Origin of the sequence: Chitinophaga sancti (assembly GCF_034424315.1) — a bacterium.
GTDB classification, from domain to species: Bacteria; Bacteroidota; Bacteroidia; order Chitinophagales; family Chitinophagaceae; genus Chitinophaga; species Chitinophaga sancti.
In genome coordinates this window covers 70,924-87,632 of the sequence record NZ_CP139972.1, presented here as the reverse complement: position 1 = coordinate 87,632, position 16,709 = coordinate 70,924, and the positions used below count along the sequence as shown (strand labels likewise).

The 16,709-nt window shown below is 45.7% G+C and carries 12 protein-coding genes; 5 read left to right on the top strand and 7 right to left on the bottom strand.

What is annotated here, in order from left to right; translation table 11 throughout:
* Window positions 1–71: 71 nt before the first annotated feature.
* The 4 genes from U0033_RS00335 to U0033_RS00320 are packed head-to-tail and all read right to left on the bottom strand — an operon-like array spanning window position 72 to window position 5,775.
* Window positions 72–2,612: a DNA gyrase/topoisomerase IV subunit A gene (locus U0033_RS00335; RefSeq protein WP_072357231.1), complete on the bottom strand. Its 2,541-nt coding sequence runs from the start codon at window positions 2,610–2,612 to the stop codon at window positions 72–74.
* Between the two features lie 3 nt (window positions 2,613–2,615).
* Complete coding sequence (locus tag U0033_RS00330) at window positions 2,616–3,014, bottom strand: hypothetical protein (RefSeq protein WP_072357230.1); 399 nt, start codon at window positions 3,012–3,014, stop codon at window positions 2,616–2,618.
* A 3-nt stretch (window positions 3,015–3,017) separates the two neighbouring features.
* A complete protein-coding gene (locus tag U0033_RS00325) occupies window positions 3,018–3,890 on the bottom strand; it encodes a DUF1835 domain-containing protein (RefSeq protein WP_245801709.1) in 873 nt (290 codons plus the stop codon).
* Window positions 3,874–5,775, bottom strand: coding sequence for a DNA topoisomerase IV subunit B (locus U0033_RS00320; protein WP_072357229.1), 1,902 nt, complete (start codon window positions 5,773–5,775; stop codon window positions 3,874–3,876). The genes U0033_RS00325 and U0033_RS00320 overlap by 17 nt, the downstream gene beginning before the upstream one ends.
* A gap of 322 nt (window positions 5,776–6,097) precedes the next feature.
* Between U0033_RS00320 and U0033_RS00315 the strand changes: the two genes are divergently transcribed.
* Complete coding sequence (locus U0033_RS00315; protein WP_177318535.1) at window positions 6,098–6,253, top strand: hypothetical protein; 156 nt, start codon at window positions 6,098–6,100, stop codon at window positions 6,251–6,253.
* A gap of 202 nt (window positions 6,254–6,455) precedes the next feature.
* Here U0033_RS00315 and U0033_RS00310 read toward each other — a convergent pair whose 3' ends face one another.
* Together U0033_RS00310 and U0033_RS00305 are read right to left on the bottom strand one after the other, a co-directional pair.
* Window positions 6,456–7,124: a response regulator transcription factor gene (locus U0033_RS00310; protein ID WP_083571340.1), complete on the bottom strand. Its 669-nt coding sequence runs from the start codon at window positions 7,122–7,124 to the stop codon at window positions 6,456–6,458.
* Between the two features lie 55 nt (window positions 7,125–7,179).
* Complete coding sequence (locus U0033_RS00305) at window positions 7,180–10,317, bottom strand: sensor histidine kinase (RefSeq protein ID WP_177318534.1); 3,138 nt, start codon at window positions 10,315–10,317, stop codon at window positions 7,180–7,182.
* Window positions 10,318–10,452: 135 nt separating this feature from the next.
* Between U0033_RS00305 and U0033_RS00300 the strand changes: the two genes are divergently transcribed.
* The 4 genes from U0033_RS00300 (at window position 10,453) to U0033_RS00285 (ending at window position 15,907) form a co-directional block, all read left to right on the top strand.
* Window positions 10,453–11,487 (top strand): YCF48-related protein, encoded by a 1,035-nt coding sequence (locus U0033_RS00300; protein WP_072357227.1) that lies wholly within the window; start codon window positions 10,453–10,455, stop codon window positions 11,485–11,487.
* Between the two features lie 323 nt (window positions 11,488–11,810).
* Window positions 11,811–14,204, top strand: coding sequence for a glycoside hydrolase family 31 protein (locus tag U0033_RS00295; protein WP_072357226.1), 2,394 nt, complete (start codon window positions 11,811–11,813; stop codon window positions 14,202–14,204).
* A gap of 510 nt (window positions 14,205–14,714) precedes the next feature.
* On the top strand, window positions 14,715–15,125 hold the full coding sequence (locus tag U0033_RS00290) for a KGG domain-containing protein (protein ID WP_218163982.1): 411 nt from the start codon (window positions 14,715–14,717) through the stop codon (window positions 15,123–15,125).
* 125 nt (window positions 15,126–15,250) lie between these two features.
* Complete coding sequence (locus tag U0033_RS00285) at window positions 15,251–15,907, top strand: phosphatase PAP2 family protein (RefSeq protein ID WP_177318533.1); 657 nt, start codon at window positions 15,251–15,253, stop codon at window positions 15,905–15,907.
* A 110-nt stretch (window positions 15,908–16,017) separates the two neighbouring features.
* Here U0033_RS00285 and U0033_RS00280 read toward each other — a convergent pair whose 3' ends face one another.
* Window positions 16,018–16,611, bottom strand: coding sequence for a toxin-antitoxin system YwqK family antitoxin (locus U0033_RS00280; protein WP_072357224.1), 594 nt, complete (start codon window positions 16,609–16,611; stop codon window positions 16,018–16,020).
* Window positions 16,612–16,709 lie beyond the last annotated feature (98 nt).

The window sequence follows — 16,709 nt, the reverse complement described above, 5'->3', positions numbered from 1 at the left end:
ATACCAATTAAAAGAGGCTGTATCGCAAGTCCGATACAGCCTCTTTTTGAATATAAAAGGTTCTATTTCATTTAGAACAATTCACCTTGTGGATTGCCGTTTCCTTCATCCGGTTCTTCCTCCTCACTTGCCAGTTCTGCACTGATCAGGTCATCTCCTGCGATCCGCGTACCTACTGTTTTCCAGCCGGTCACTTCCACAAATTCGGCGAGGTCAATCTCCTCTTCTTCAGGACTACGTTTCTTCCCTGTTTTCAGTAAGATCACCGGTTCAGAATGGGTGGTGATCATTTCCAGGTAGTTCCCCTGCCCTTCTTTAATAAAGGAGAATTTATTATTCAGTGTCTGGGTTTCTATCTTGAAACGCTTCGCATTGAACTGTTTCTTATCTGCATCGAAGTAAATCGCTGACACGATCTTCTCCGGGTTGAATTTCTCTATATACACCAGTTCATTCGGATCGTAACGGTTAATCAGCTCAAAGTTTGTCAGCTCGTAAGTACCGTTCTTAAATGCGACAAACACTTTGTCTTCTCCTTCGAATGAGCCAATGTACACACCTCTTTCCTCTGTGTTCAAGCGGCCCACCTGGTCATCGTACCAGAGCTTCTGCCCTGCTAATGTAGACACACCTGCCTCTTTGAATTTCACCGTACGGATCGGGTACTTGGTCACCTGGTTACCCATTGAATTACGCCCTTTGATCGCAATTGTTTCGAAGAACAGGTCGAACTCCTTGTTCCTGGCTGCACAGTTAGGACTCAGGCGGATGCTCACCACTTCCGCTTCCCCGTTCGGGTTCGCTGTGAAATAATGTACTTTGGAGTTCTTCTCTCCTTTCGTAGTGAGGTCGTATTCTTTATTCAGGGTGATACCCGTTACATTAAAGCGTTTTGCGTAGCTGATACCGGACTTACCATCCACATAGATCATATTGTAAGTAGTACGCTCGTCGCCTTTGCGGAAGATATCGATATGAATAATATCCTTACCTACGAAGGTTTTATCGGCTACTTTCGTCACCAGCATCTTACCATCCTTGCGGAAGATAATGAGGTTATCCAGGTCAGAACAATCTGCGATGAATTCATCTTTTTTCAGGGAAGTACCTACGAAACCTTCTACACGATTCACATAGATCTTGGTATTCGCCATCGCCACCTGTTGTACCTGGATGGTATCGAAGGTTTTGATTTCGGTGATACGCTCGCGGCCTTTGCCGTACTTCTTCTGGAGACCTTCGTAGTAGGCTACGGTAAAGTCTACCAGGTTGGCCAGGTCGTGTTTTACCTGTTTGATATCGGCATCGATCGCTTTGATCTGGTCGTTCAGTTCGTTGATATCGAGGCGGTAGATACGGCGCACCGGCTTCTCAGTCAGTTTCACGATATCTTCACGCATGATCTCACGCTTCAGGTTCTTTTTATAAGGTACAAAGCGCTTGTCGATGGCTGCGATCACAGCATCCCAGTCTTTATGCTTTTCTTCCAGCTCCTTGTAGATCTGCTTTTCGAAGAAGATCTTTTCCAGGGAGGTGTAGTGCCATTTCTCATTCAGTTCACCCAGCTTGATTTCCAGCTCACGTTTCAGCAGGTCTTTGGTGAACTCTGCGGAGTAGCGGAGCAGATCTGATACGGTGATGAAGCGGGGCTTATCTTCTACGATCACGCAGGCATTGGGAGAAACAGAGATCTCACAATCGGTGAATGCATAGAGGGCATCAATGGTGATATCAGGAGAGATACCCGGGGCCAGCTGTACTTCAATTTCAACATCTTTAGCAGTATTGTCTACTACTTTCTTGATCTTGATTTTGCCGGTATCATTTGCCTTTACGATGGATTCCATCAGGGCGGTGGTGGTTACACCATACGGTACGTCCTTTACGATGAGGGTCTTTTTATCTTTCTCTTCGATGTGGGCGCGTACACGTACTTTACCACCACGTTTACCGTCGTTGTAGTTAGCTACGTCGATCATACCGCCGGTCATGAAGTCCGGGTAGAGTTCGAACTTCCTGCCACGCAGGTATTTTATAGAAGCATCAATCAGTTCGTTGAAGTTGTGCGGCAGGATCTTGGTAGACAGGCCCACGGCGATACCCTCTGCTCCCTGTGCCAGCAGCAGCGGGAACTTCATGGGCAGGGTCAGCGGCTCGTTTTTACGACCGTCGTAACTCACCTGCCAGGAGGTCGTCTTTGGGTTATAGGCTACATCCAGTGCAAATTTGGAGAGGCGAGCCTCTATATAACGGGCAGCTGCCGCATCATCACCGGTGCGTACATCACCCCAGTTACCCTGTGTGTCGATCAACAGGTCTTTCTGCCCCAGGTTCACGACCGCATCTCCGATGGAGGCATCACCATGTGGGTGAAACTGCATGGTAGTACCGATGATGTTGGCCACCTTATTGAAGCGGCCGTCATCCAGTTCCTTCATGGCATGAAGAATACGACGTTGTACTGGCTTTAATCCATCTTCCACGCTGGGTACCGCACGTTCCAATATTACATAGGAAGCGTAGTCCAGGAACCAGCTTTCATACATTCCCCCGATGTGGGCAATGTTATGTAAGGATTCGTCCGTTGGTTGTGTATTATCGATGTCGCTCATAATCTATTTGTTGATCATCTTTTCAAATTCATCTCTCCAGATCCGCACGGAGTCATTACGCACATCATCCATGGAGTTCATTTCAATAAAGCAGCAGTCGGTATCTGCTACCAGCTGATGCCAAACCAGGATAGGAACTTCTATTCTGGCAGGGGCAATAGCCCTGATGGTCTGAATGCTGTTGCCGCCTAAAGGACACCAGTGGATGCTGGCTTCTCCTGTGAGGAGGTATAGTATTTCAGGATTCTTGCCGGCGCTTTTGCCTTCGTGATAATGCTGTCCACTGCTGCTGCCTGCTTTACGGTAGCAAAGGATCATTTCGCCGGTACGGTCACTGGACCATATGTGGTTACTTCCCCTGTTGTCGGCACCTACCAGTTCGACTGGCGTTACTTTGATCATGATTTATACCAGTTTAACTTCGAAGTCTTTGCTCGTTTTCAGTTCGCCTTTACTTTCCAGTTTCCCCTGTTTCACCAGTTCTTTCACACGCCAGCCCAGGTATTGGTCCATGACAGGATATTTCATTTTCCCGGTTACCTGGTTGATGACTTTATTTGCTTTCTGAAATTCTGCGTTGCTGGCTGCCAGCAGGTCTTTATCGTAGAATGTAACAGGTTCTCCCCTCAGTTTCTTGCCACCTTCCAGCAGCCGGATACCTGCGTTTTCGTTCATCAGGCGGCTCCATTCATCACCGTCCAGTTCGAATTCTGCCAGGGAAATGGCCCTTGCCAGTTTCTTTGCTTTCAGGAACTCCTTAGACAGGATCTGATGCAGGTGGGTGGGATAAAATACGCCTCCTTTTTCATTCAGGAAAGGCAGGTTGTTGAGGTAGATAATGAAGATACGGCCTGCGAAATCGTAGAGCTGACTGACCAGCCAGAAATAACCGCTTACGTCGCGGGCATTCTGTCCGGCCCAGATCCATACCTGGAGTTCGGGGTCGGCTTTGAGGCGTGATTTGAGTTCTTTGAACTTTTCCGGGTCAGGGCTTGTTTCCTCTTCCACGGGTTGCGCTTCCGCTTCGTTTTCGACCAGTAAAGGCGCAGCAGGTGCAGGTTCTACCCCAGCCAGCTGGTTCCACCACTGGCGGCGACCAGCCTGCCCATCTTTGGTATCGATTATGAACAGGGGGCCGATGGACAGGTCATCCTCAAAATACAGGATGTCTCCCTTCAGCTGCTCATCCAGTTCAAACGCGCCCTGAATGGGGGCTACGGATGACTCACCAAATACGATATGCACAGTTTCCATTCGGTCTTTATTCTGCTTCTTCAATCAGGTCTTTTTCGTACCTGAGGTTACCAATAATAAATTCCTGCCTTGTCTGGGTGTTTTTGCCCATATAGTATTCCAGCAGTTTCTGGATATGTGTATCCTTGGACAGGATCACCGGATCTACCTTCATATCATCGCTGATGAAGGTGCCAAATTCCTCAGGTGAGATCTCTCCCAAACCTTTGAACCGGGTAATTTCCGGTTTATTGCCCAGTTTTTTGATTGCTTTCTGTTTTTCTTCCTCTGAGTAGCAATAGATCGTGTGCTGTTTGTTACGCACGCGGAAGAGAGGTGTTTCCAGGATGTAGAGGTGACCATTTTTCACCAGGTCCGGGAAGAACTGCAGGAAGAAGGTAAGCAGCAGCAGGCGGATGTGCATACCATCCACATCGGCATCGGTGGCTACCACGATCCTGTTGTAACGCAGGCCATCCAGCCCTTCTTCGATGTTCAGGGCATGCTGGAGCAGGTTGAACTCTTCATTTTCGTATACAATCTTCTTGGTCAGCCCAAAACTGTTCAGTGGTTTACCACGAAGGCTGAATACGGCCTGGGTTTCTACGTTGCGTGACTTGGTAATGGAACCGCTGGCACTATCACCCTCTGTAATGAAGATGGTGGTGTTCAGGCGTTTATTTTCCAGGTCACCTTTATCTCTTGGAGGAATTTCGTCGTTGAAGTGCAGGCGGCAGTCGCGCAGCTTGCGGTTATGCAGGTTGGCTTTCTTCGCCCTTTCGTTTGCCAGTTTCTTGATACCGGCCAGTTCTTTGCGTTCACGTTCACTCTGCTCGATACGACGCTTCAGGGCATCGGCGGTTGCCGGGTTTTTGTGCAGGAAGTCATCCAGGCTTTTGGTGAGGAATTCCAGTACAAATGCCTTCATGGAAGGACCGTTTTCGTAGACGGTGAGGGAACCCAGCTTGGTTTTGGTTTGGGATTCGAACACCGGTTCCTGTACCCTTACGGAGATCGCCGCGCAGATAGAGGTACGGATGTCGGTAGCTTCGTAGTCTTTTTTATAGAAATCCCTTATGGTCTTTACAAAGGCTTCACGGAAGGCGGCCAGGTGCGTACCTCCCTGGGTGGTGTGCTGCCCGTTTACGAAGGAGTAGTATTCCTCTCCGTACTGGCTGGCATGGGAAATGGCCACTTCGATGTCTTCCCCTCTTAAATGAATGATCGGGTAGCGCAGCTCATCCTCGTTGGTTTTGCGCTGCAGCAGGTCCAGTAATCCATTTTTAGAGACGTATTTCTTATCGTTGAAACTGATGGTGAGACCAGCGTTCAGGAAGCAATAGTTCCAGATCTGGTTTTCCAGGAACTCTGGGATGTAGCGGTAATTGCGGAATACAGTATCATCGGGGGTGAAGGTTACCAGGGTACCGTTCGGTTCTTTGGTAGGCCCCTCCTTGTATTCTTTGGTGAGTATCCCGCGCTCAAATTCGGCTACCTTGGAGCGGCCGTCGCGGATTGATTCTACGCGGAAGTAATTGGAAAGCGCATTGACGGCTTTGGTACCCACCCCGTTCAGACCTACAGATTTCTGGAAGGCCTTGCTATCGTACTTGGCACCGGTGTTGATCTTGCTCACCACGTCTACCACTTTTCCGAGAGGAATACCACGCCCGAAGTCGCGGATCGTTACACTATGTTCTGTCACTTTAATATCCACCTGCTTGCCGAAACCCATTGTGTGCTCGTCAATACAGTTATCTACCACCTCTTTCAGCAAAATATAGATACCATCGTCCATACTGGAACCATCTCCCAGCTTACCGATATACATACCTGGACGAAGGCGGATGTGTTCGCGCCAGTCGAGCGAGCGGATGGAGTCTTCGGTATAGGCTGCTGCTGTTAGATCTTTCTTATCCGTGTTAGCCATATTATATAGAAATTCCAATTTACAGTTCAAAATGGGGCAATTCCCTGACCGGGGGTAAAATTACTAAAACTTTTAGCAAAATCCGGTTGCGGGCAAAAATAAAGGTTTCGTTGTATGATCCCAAGGAGAAATTATACAATATGACTAAAAGAATCATAAACAGGCTCGTCATATTACGAATTTTCCTCCCTGCTTTCCGGTATTTTTCACAAAAACCCATGCAAAACTACACTTAAATGTTACTCAGTGCATTATCTTTATATGAGTAAATTTTTTATATTTACCATGTAACGATATTGTCTTAACACCTATGTCCTAAACTATGAAAACACTTTTCCTTATCATCGTGCTGACTATGCTTGGCGCAGCTTTCGTGGTAACATACCTGGTAAATAAAGAGCAGCGCTCTATGAACCGTTTAGGCGGCACCTTCATCAAGCTGATCCAGAAGTTTGACTCCTGGCAGATGATGCGGTAGTTTTGTTTTATTCTCCTAAAAATTATTTCATTTTCCTATGAGAACCAATCTTTTATTTAAACTGGCGTGTATGGCAATTGCCGCTGTGGTGCTATCCGTGCACCTCATGCGCAAAAGACTGCGTGCGTAACACTAATAACCTGACTAAAAAAAACCGGACCGCTTAGCGACCCGGTTTTTTTATCCCTTTTATAAGCAAATATTATCTGTTATAATACTTATTGACTGCGTCGGTACGGCTTCTGACATGCAGTTTTTCATAGATATTATGCACATGTCGTCTGACCGTTTCTATTGAGATAAAGAGATTGCTTGCGATCTCCTTGTATAAAAATCCTTTGCTTAACTGATCCAGGATCTCCTTCTCCCTGGAAGTCAGGGCTTCCAGCGCCGGATTAGGTTTTGCCTGTTTCTGGAAATACGCCACTACCCTTCTTGCAATCTGTGAGCTCATGGGCGATCCTCCCTCATGGAGGTCTCTGATCGCTTCCAGCAGTTCACCGGGAGGTGTCTTTTTCAAAATATACCCACTTGCGCCCGCTTCCAATGCCTGAAAGATCTTGTCATCATCTTCATACACTGTCAGCATCATAAAGTGCATATCCGGATATTCGTTTTTCAGCCGCGCAATGCACTCAATACCATTCATCCCGCCAGGCAGGTTAAAATCCATCAAAACTACATTGGGTAACAAATTGGGGATCTGTTCAACGGCCGTCTCCGCATTATTGAAGGCACCAATACACGCATATCCATCAGAGCCATTGATCAACAGTTCCATGGCTGTACGAATATCATGGTTATCTTCAACAATCGCCACGGAAATAATATCCATGTTATCCTGCGATTTCTTCTTAGAGTATACAGTCATTTATATCAGTTGTTATTATTTTCTATGAGGTCAACCCAATAATACAAATTTATAATTAAATTAATGGTATATCCAGGAAAACTCTGGTTCCATTGTCTGACGAGATATCAGCCGATCCTCCTACCGCAGCCATCCTTTTCTGGATGTTTTTCAAACCGTTTCCGAACAATCTTACTTTCTCCTGATCAAAGCCCTTACCATTATCTTTTAGCATAATGGTCATGTTCTTATGCATTTCTATTTGTATCACTACTTCAGTAGCCTGTGCATGTTTTACCACATTGTGTAAGGATTCCTTCACAGCAAGGTAAATATTCCGCCGGGTTCCGCCACTTAACTTGATATTGGGTATGCTTTCCGGAATATAAAACTGATGCGTAATATGTGCATGTTCCAGAAAGTCCGCTGCAAAGCTACGCATATATGCGATCAAATTCTCCAAAGAATCATTTGAAGAGTTCATCGCCCAGATTATTTCACTCATTTTGTCCACCAGCTCCCCGGCTGCTTCCGAGATCCGTTCTATCTCCCTGGTCTGGTTTGTATCCTGAATTTTGCGTTTCGCTATTTCACTGAGCAGGCGGATGGTAGACAAACCCGAACCCAGGTCATCGTGCATATCGCTCGATATACGGGCCCTTTCCTGGTCGACCGCCTGTTCTTTCTCCAGTTTTAGTTTCTCATGCCGGATCTTGTAATCGAGATAGAGCGTTGAGAAATAATACGCCACACCCAGCAGGAGCAATAATAAGAGGAAGCGGAACCACAGGGATTGCCAGAATGGTATGCGGATCACGATTTCCAGGGTGGTAGGCGTGCTGTTCAGGATATCGTCGTTATTAGAAGCACGTACATTGAAGGTGTATGTACCCGGCCGCAAATTCGTGTAACGCGCCATTCTGAAAGTACCTGCCTGTACCCAATCTTCATCCGCACCATCCAGTTTGTACTGCACCTTGTTCTTCAGTGGATTGGTAAATTCCAGTGGTACGAATTCTATCGCGATCGTATTGTGGTTGTAAGGTAATTCAATTCTGCGCAGTAAAGACAGCGCCGTATCAGATTCATACGGTTTATCCAGCACTTCCATGCGCATGATCACAACTTTCGGTTTGGAGGGGTTGTTCCTGAAATCTTTTGGATAAAAGCCATTCACGCCCCGGATACCACCGAAGAATAATTCGCCGTCAGTAGATTTATAAAATGCACCGGTATTGAATTCATTTGATTGCAGACCATCCTCGTAGTTGTAGGTAGTGATTGAATCCGTCACCTGGTTGATCTGCGAGAGACCTTTATTGTGGCTTACCCAGATGCGGTCTTTATCGTCAAGTAATACGCCGTAGAAATAATCATTCACCAGTGACGGGAATGTGTAACTATTGTAATGCTGGATGATCTCATTCCTTTCATTCAACACGAACAATCCTTTGGATGTCGCTACCAGCAATTGTTTATGCGCGTTCTTATTAATAGATTTTACGATAGTGCCGGGAGGTAAAAAAATCTTTCCCCAGGCCGGGCTATCCGCTTTTTTCACATACACAGCCACCTTGGTACCTACGTATTTATTCCCCATGAAATCCTCGAAATAGGTAGTGAGTACTTCGTTCGGGAACTCATGTATGATAGAGGCTTTGTAGCTTCTGCCTACAGGCATCATCTGCAGCAAATAGGCGCCGTAATTGAAGTACACCTCCCCGGTATTCCGTTTGAACAGGAATGGATAAATATCTTCCTGATTGGGCATACCCAGGGCCTTTACAGATGGTGTAAGATCCTCGAAACGATGAGTGTGCACATTGAACAAACCAATGTACATGTCAGAGAAATGGAACCACAGGTGTTCAAAATCTTCGCGGCAGATAGCGTTCAGGTTTTTGGCGGGGAAGATATTGTTCCTTCCGTCATCAGATGGAATACGTTCCAGCCACTTCCCTCCTTTCTCATAAATATCCAGTCCGTCGTGCATGAGGCCTACATAAAGTTTGCCATCATCGTGTTTGTACACGGCCCTAACCATATTGTGGGTGATAAATGGGGAGCGGTACAGGTTGAATACCTTCTTATTCGGAGAATATTTTTTTATGCCGTCACCATCTGTGCCTACCCACATATTATCACTGGCATCGCGGTACAGGTAGGCCACCACATTCCAGCTGCGGGTTTCGGAGCCGTTGAAGGTGACAATGTGATTGATAATTTCGTTGCGTTTGATATTGTAGACGATGATCCCGTCTGTACCACCAATCCACACATTGCCATGCTGGTCCAGTTCCATGCAGAGGGGCACGAAGGAAATGTCTTTTTCATCGTGCTGATCAAAAGTGAGTGGTGTATACTTATTCAGTTTTTTATTGAAGAGGACCACATGCCCCTGGGAGGCAATGATCAGTGTATCGCTATTCAGGTTCCGGATTACAGGATGTGTCGTAATACCAGGCAGACAGTAGGTGGTAACGCGGAGTGTTTTGATATTCATCCCCAGCAGTTCACCTGCTTCAAAGATCATCCAGATCGTATTGTCATCTTTGATCACCGCTGATGCGGACAGGCCCTTGCGCAGCATAGCCGGCGGATACAGGATCAGTCTCCTGATAGCATAGGTCTTGTAGTCGAGTACATAGAGACCTTTGGCAGGGCGCCACACGTAAAGTGCATTGAGAGCCGTGTCTTCGCCAAGGATCCTGAACTTGATACCATTATCCCGCTCACCTTCATTGGCCCAGGTAGTATCTTCCAGTACGTTTTCAAAACTGTTGCGGTATTCGTCGTAAACGCTGATACCGTAGTTATGTGTGAGTATCAACTGATGACGGGTATTGCGGTAAAGGGAATACCCCTTGTAGCCCTTGAGCGCGAAACGGTTGATGAGGGCACGGCCGCCAGTGTTGCTCCGGGTACCCAGGTTGCCTTTCCCCTGCCCCGCTATCTCGCGGGAACTGGGGTTGTAACGGTATTCGTTGAACACATAGCCATCAAACCGGTTTACACCGTCGTGAGTAGCAATCCACATAAAACCCTGGGTATCCTCTAAGATGTCGTACACAGAATTTTGAGAAAGTCCTTCATTCACCCCGTAAGAGTCGAAAATATACGGCTTTTCCTGTGCCCGCAACACAGTCACTGGTAAGGTGCATAGGAAAAACAATAAAATAGTCCTTATTATCTGCGCCGCCCGTTGCAATGACAATATCAAAGTTAAAAGAGGTTAGTAATGCATGTTTAACTGTGTCCAACAAAAACGCAGTGCTTGCAAATATATAAATCTGCTACACACTTTCTAATGATTTTGTAATTTTCTTGCCTGAACAGTCAATAATAACCCATGCAAAAATTCGGTAAAGCCTTACTGCTATTACATTCTGTATTCTTTTCCCATTTTTTTTCTACCTATGCACAGCAAAAGCTGGTGATTAAATCACTTGAAACCCCGCCTATAGCAAGTATCAGGGGAATGTCGGTGGTAAATGACTCCGTTGTGTGGGTGTCGGGCACCGGCGGACAGGTGGGTTTGACCACGGATGGAGGGGCACATTGGAAGTGGATGAAGGTACCTGAACATGATAGTGCGGATTGGCGCAGTTTATATGCATTTAGCGCATGGCGGGCGCTGCTGCTGAACGCTGGCTCTCCCGCACATTTGATGATGACGGCCGATGGTGGGCAAACCTGGCAGCTGAAATATGAGGATACGACAAAGGGCATTTTTTTTGATGATATCGATTTCCTGGATAACCAACAGGGATTTGCGATTGGAGACCCCATTGTCCCGGATAGTAAAATGGCCTATCTCATTACCGGCGATGGGGGGAATACCTGGATGAAAAGACATTTTTACGTTTTAGCTGAAGCCGGGGAAGCTCTTTTTGCCGCCAGTGGCACCAACATGGTCAATCACTATTACGGTAATTCAATCGTAAGTGGTATGGTCACGGGAGGAAAGGTAAGCAGGTTCATTGGCAATTTTTATAATATTGTTGTATTGCCAATTACACAGGGCAGCCCGAGCAAAGGTGCTTTCTCCCTGGCATTGGAACGCGATGGCAAAAAAGGTGTAATTGTAGGCGGAGACTACCTGCACGAAAAAGATACTACCAGGAATTGTGTATACACCACTGATTCTGGTAAGAGCTGGAAAGTGTCTGTTGCCGCCCCCGGGGGCTATCGTTCCTGTGTAGTATATGTGAAAAATGACGTGTTCATTACCACCGGCCCCTCAGGTACAGACATCAGTTATGATGCTGGGGTGCATTGGGAAAAGATCAGTGATGAAGGATTTCATGTAGCAGGTGTGTCGCCCAACAGGCAAAAGATCTGGCTGGCAGGTAGCCGGAAATTGGGCATCGTCGAGCTCCCTTAAACCGGAAATTATCACTTGTCCTGATAAAACATTCATGAAAGAGGAAATTCACCAACAGGAATGAAAACTATTTTCAAAGAAAAAGGGGTATTGAAAAACACCCCCGAAAAAATAGGTTAAAGCAAAAAGTATATTATTCAGGGTGGAAAGATAACCCGGGAATGCTTTACTTGTATGTGAATTTTCGCCAATGTGTTATTTTTGCAGGTAAACGGCGGAGAATCAGGGCCGAATGATAATAATCGAAACACTGTTATCACAATATTTTTTTGCCTAATTTAGGCACCGATAGGGAAAGAGAATGGTTTTAATAAAAGCGAACTATGCAAGTAACGACCTCATCTGGTAAGTATTCGGTAAAACACTACCCGGATACAATTAAGGAATGGAAAAAAGAAGGCAACTACTTCTATTTTTATACATCGGAGACCATCCTGGAAGTAAGGATCATATCAGATAAGATCATCCGGTTCCGCTATGCTGCTGATGGAAAGTTTCAACGTGATTTCTCGTATGCGGTAAGCGACCGCCTGGAAGAAACACCTGTCAACTTTGGACTTCGGGAATACGAAGAAAATTTCGAACTCTTCACTGACATTTTGCGCATCTACATCAACCGCGATGATCTGCGCCTCACCATTACCGATTCGGAAGGCCGCATCATCAACCAGGATGAAATGGGCTTCCACTGGCAGTATTACCTGCAGAAGGGCGGTAAGATCGTGTACTGCAGTAAGCAGATCCAGGAAGGAGAATGCTTCTACGGAATGGGCGATAAGCCAACCGATCTGAACATGCATGGCAAACGCGTAGAGAACTATGGTACAGATGCCTATGGCTATCAGAAAGACACCGACCCGCTCTACAGAAATATTCCCTTTTACTACGGCCTGCACCAGGGAATTGGCTATGGTATTTTCTTCGACAATACTTTCCGCACCATCTTCGATTTTGGTAAGGAAAGAGAGAATACGACCAGTTTCTGGGCCAGAGGGGGTGAAATGAATTACTACTTCATTTATGGCCCTGAATTACTACAGGTAGCCGAAGGATATACAAAGATCACCGGAACGCCAGACCTGCCACCACTGTGGGCTTTGGGCTATCAGCAATGTCGCTGGAGCTATTACCCTGACAAGCGTGTCAGAGAAATCGCTGCTGAATTCCGTAAACGCGAAATTCCCTGTGATGTAATCCATCTTGACATCGATTACATGGAAGGTTTCCGTTGTTTTACCTGGAGTAAAGAAGGATTTCCCGAACCCGTGAAATTGATCAAAGACCTTGCTGCAATGGGTTTCAAGATCGTAGTGATCATTGACCCGGGTATAAAGGTAGATCCTGACTATGCAATTTACCAGCAGGGTATTCAGAAAGATTATTTCTGTAAGCGTGCAGATGGAGCACTCATGGAAGGCGATGTATGGCCGGGCAAATGCGTGTTCCCGGATTATACCAATCCCGAAGTGAGGAAATGGTGGGCTAGTCTGTTCAAAGGGCTTGTCGATACCGGTGTGCGTGGAGTGTGGAATGATATGAACGAACCAGCCGTTTTTGAAATGGGCTCCTTCCCAGAAGACGTTCGCCATGACTACGATGGCGAAGCAGTCAGTCATCGCAAGGCGCACAATATTTATGGTCACCTCATGAGCAAATCGACTGAAGCAGGTATGCGCAAATACCTCATGCCACACCGTCCGTTTGTGATCAGCCGTTCCTGCTACGCCGGTGCACAGCGCTGGACCTCTTTATGGACGGGCGATAACGTGAGCAGCTGGGATCACCTCTGGCTGGCTACTATTCAGGCACAGCGACTGGCAGTATCCGGTATTTCCTTTGTCGGCAGCGACATCGGTGGATTCATTGGCGAGCCTGATGGCGAACTGTATGTTCGCTGGGTACAGTTAGCGGTCTTCCATCCGCTCATGCGTACACACTCTGCCAGTAACGAAACCGGGTTTAACCAGGAACCATGGAGCTTTGGTGGCGAATACGAAGTAGTAGCAAAGAAGTTTATTCAGCTGCGCTACCAGCTATTACCTTACCTGTATACTACCTTCTGGCAATATAGCGTGAACGGCACACCGATGATGCGGCCGCTGGCTTTCGTGGATCAGCATGATGTACAAACGCATGACCGTACACACGAATTCATGTTGGGCGATAACCTGCTTATCAGTCATGTGAGCGAAAAAGGCATGAAGGAAAAAGAAGTGTACCTGCCGGAAGGACATTGGTATTATTACTGGAATGACCTGGTATATACAGGCAAACAATCTGTAAAAATTGCGACCCCTCTGGATGAGATGCCGTTGTTTGTAAAAGCAGGAGCTGTAATTCCGCATTATAACAAGATCCAGTATGTAGAGCAGCGTGACGCAGAAGAAATGATCCTGCATGTATATTATAGCGATGTGGTAGCGAGCAGCGTGCTCTACGAAGATGCGGGCGATCACTATGGTTATAAGAACGGACAGTATAACAATATCCGTTTCAAACAGGTATCTACAAAATCACAGTTTGAATTAAGGAAACGTTTCTTTGGTAATTATGATGCGGCATACAAGAAGCATCATATTTACATACATGGATTACCGTTCAAACCAAAGGAATACATCATAGATGGCAAGGCAGTAAAACTCTCCGCTGCCAATGCTACAGGTGGTATATTCAAGATTATTGCAGAACGTAAATTTGAGACGCTTGTGATCAGATAAATAAGTTCGAATATAAAAAAAACGACAAATCCCAAATTCTCATTGCTGAAGAATTTGGGATTTGTCGTTTTAAACCGTTTAGATCTAAAAAAAAGGGCACTGTAGATTGAGATCTTAGTGCCTTTTCATAACCTATGCCAACTTTAGAGTTAATCAAAATTAACGCGTTATAACGTATACACAAACACTCTGATCAAAATGAACAAAATGAACAGAACGTTTAATACTGAACGAATCTTATTTAGTTAATAAGAAGTTATAAAAGGCTTTTTGATTGTTATCACAACCATTTGCTTAACAAATTGTTTAAAATAAGGGCAGATTTGCTACAGATTGTTAAGCATACTCCACGCATGAAACAGTAAGATAAGGCGAAATAGTATGTGTAACCCTGTGTTACAATGGGTTATAAATACGCGGCATAATAGTTGTGCCTCCTTTGACAGAGAATATGTTTTATTATCTGATGTTAAACGGAACCCATTATTAAACCTTTCAAAATTCATTCTTATGGCTGCAGAACAAAACAATCACTTCACCCAGGAACAAGAAAAACTCGAAAGGGAGCATTCGCACGAGCACAATCATGGACATGATCAACATGGCAACCATGCTCACCAGGGTCACAATTCTGAAGGAGAAGAAAAATCAAAATCAGAAACTCCAAGTCGCAAAGATAAACGTGGATTTGCATCTATGGATGCATCCATGCAGCGTGCGATAGCCAGCAAAGGCGGTCGCGCTGCACATGCGCAGGGCGTAGCTCATGAGTTTAATTCTGCGGAAGCTCGTGAAGCCGGCCGTAAAGGCGGTGTAGCAGTAAGCCGGAACAGACAGCATATGGCCGAAATAGGTAAGAAAGGCGGAGAAGCAGCGCACAATAAAAGAAAGAAAGCACAGCAACAACAAAACGCTGAATAACGGTTTTTTGCCCTGAATTTTTTCCCAAAGAGGGATTGCCTGAAATGTGGACCTCACATTGCGGTAATCCCTTTTTTTATGTGGGAGATAATTTCCACAAAAAGAGTATTACTTTTATTTCTATTATGAAGTCTGCTATCATTCGTTTACGATTCTTTTTGATTCCCTATGCCTTGCTTTTTGTCATTGCACTCACACTCAAAATTATTTTCACCAGAGAAGAGATTTACTTTTTTATTAACGGATTGCATTTCCCGGCAGGAGATGTGATTTTCAGGTATGCTACGGAAATGGGTGGGGCTACTACGGCTGTTTCCCTCGTATTGATCTTATTATTTGTAAGGTATCGCTACAGTTTATTACTGGCCAGCAGTTACCTGCTGACCAGTTTAATTAATTTTCCTTTGAAATATATGGTGGGCGCTCCCCGGCCTAAATTGTATTTCACAGATTCACCAAAAACCATTTATTGGGTACCGGATGTAGAAGTGCTCTCAAATCATTTCAGTTTTCCCTCAGGACATACCGTGTGCGCGTTTACCACGGCGGTTGTGCTTACTTTTATCAGCCCGCGCAGGTGGTATGGTTGTATTTACTTTCTGCTGGCACTAATGGTTGCTTATTCAAGAATTTACCTCAGTCAGCATTTCTTTGAAGATGTGACAGCTGGTTCGTTTGAAGCAGTAATTGTTGTTACCTGCTGGGTGACCTGGTTTAATTCCCGTGCATTCTTCAGGCATCCTGGCTGGGATGGTGCGCTGAGCAGGAAAAATGACGACTGATTTGGTGCTGCGGGCCAACTCAAACAGCTGGAAAATACTTAGTTCCAGGAGTACTTTTGGGAAATTCCAGGCTTACAACGCTGATTTGGTCAAATGCCTGCAGCAACCTTTTAGTGTCGTTTTTTCCCGGATTGATGTGGCAGTTGAGATGGTTGTGCAGGAAGTTTCTTCGGCACCTTGCTGGTGATGGTATCCAGTTCTTCCGGACTTACCGGTTCTCCCCTTTTGTAATATTCTTTAACCATGTTCCCGTCTTCATCGTAGATCTTCCAGAGACCGTCGCGCAGGGAATTGGAACTCCTTTTGATCTCTTCAAATTTTTCTTCCTGGGTGATAGGATCTATCACGCGGTAAGTTTCTACAGTGTCGTCAATGTCTTTGGCGACAAAGCTGCCTTCCGCGCTTACCAGCCCATTCAGGTAGAAATAACGGGCCGGGCCATTCAGTACATTATGTTTATAGTTTTCTTCGGCAATAAGGCCCCCGGATGGCGCATATTTTTTCCAAAGGCCTTCTTTACGATCGTCCACATAAGTGCCTTCCCAGGTGTAGCCATCTTCGCCACGCGTGGCAGCTACCTCTTCGGACCATTCGCCTTGTTTGCGTTTCTGGTCGTCACGTTTGTTTTGTTTAATGGTGAAGCCTTGCGAATAAACTAAAAAGCATAACAGTTGTAGTACAGAAAATGCGAGGATTTTTCTCATTCAGCGATATTTTACACAAGTTAGTAATTTTTATAATATGCATTAGAGAGGCCGGCAGCCTGCCCAAAAATACTATATTCTGAAAACGAAAAGAGGCT

Coding starts and splice junctions, on each gene's coding strand:
- U0033_RS00310 (WP_083571340.1), bottom strand. CDS start 7,124: ATGACTGTATACTCTAAGAAGAAATCGCAGGATAACATGGATATTATT.
- U0033_RS00315 (WP_177318535.1), top strand. CDS start 6,098: ATGAAAACACTTTTCCTTATCATCGTGCTGACTATGCTTGGCGCAGCT.
- U0033_RS00320 (WP_072357229.1), bottom strand. CDS start 5,775: ATGGCTAACACGGATAAGAAAGATCTAACAGCAGCAGCCTATACCGAA.
- U0033_RS00295 (WP_072357226.1), top strand. CDS start 11,811: ATGCAAGTAACGACCTCATCTGGTAAGTATTCGGTAAAACACTACCCG.
- U0033_RS00300 (WP_072357227.1), top strand. CDS start 10,453: ATGCAAAAATTCGGTAAAGCCTTACTGCTATTACATTCTGTATTCTTT.
- U0033_RS00280 (WP_072357224.1), bottom strand. CDS start 16,611: ATGAGAAAAATCCTCGCATTTTCTGTACTACAACTGTTATGCTTTTTA.
- U0033_RS00285 (WP_177318533.1), top strand. CDS start 15,251: ATGAAGTCTGCTATCATTCGTTTACGATTCTTTTTGATTCCCTATGCC.
- U0033_RS00335 (WP_072357231.1), bottom strand. CDS start 2,612: ATGAGCGACATCGATAATACACAACCAACGGACGAATCCTTACATAAC.
- U0033_RS00290 (WP_218163982.1), top strand. CDS start 14,715: ATGGCTGCAGAACAAAACAATCACTTCACCCAGGAACAAGAAAAACTC.
- U0033_RS00330 (WP_072357230.1), bottom strand. CDS start 3,014: ATGATCAAAGTAACGCCAGTCGAACTGGTAGGTGCCGACAACAGGGGA.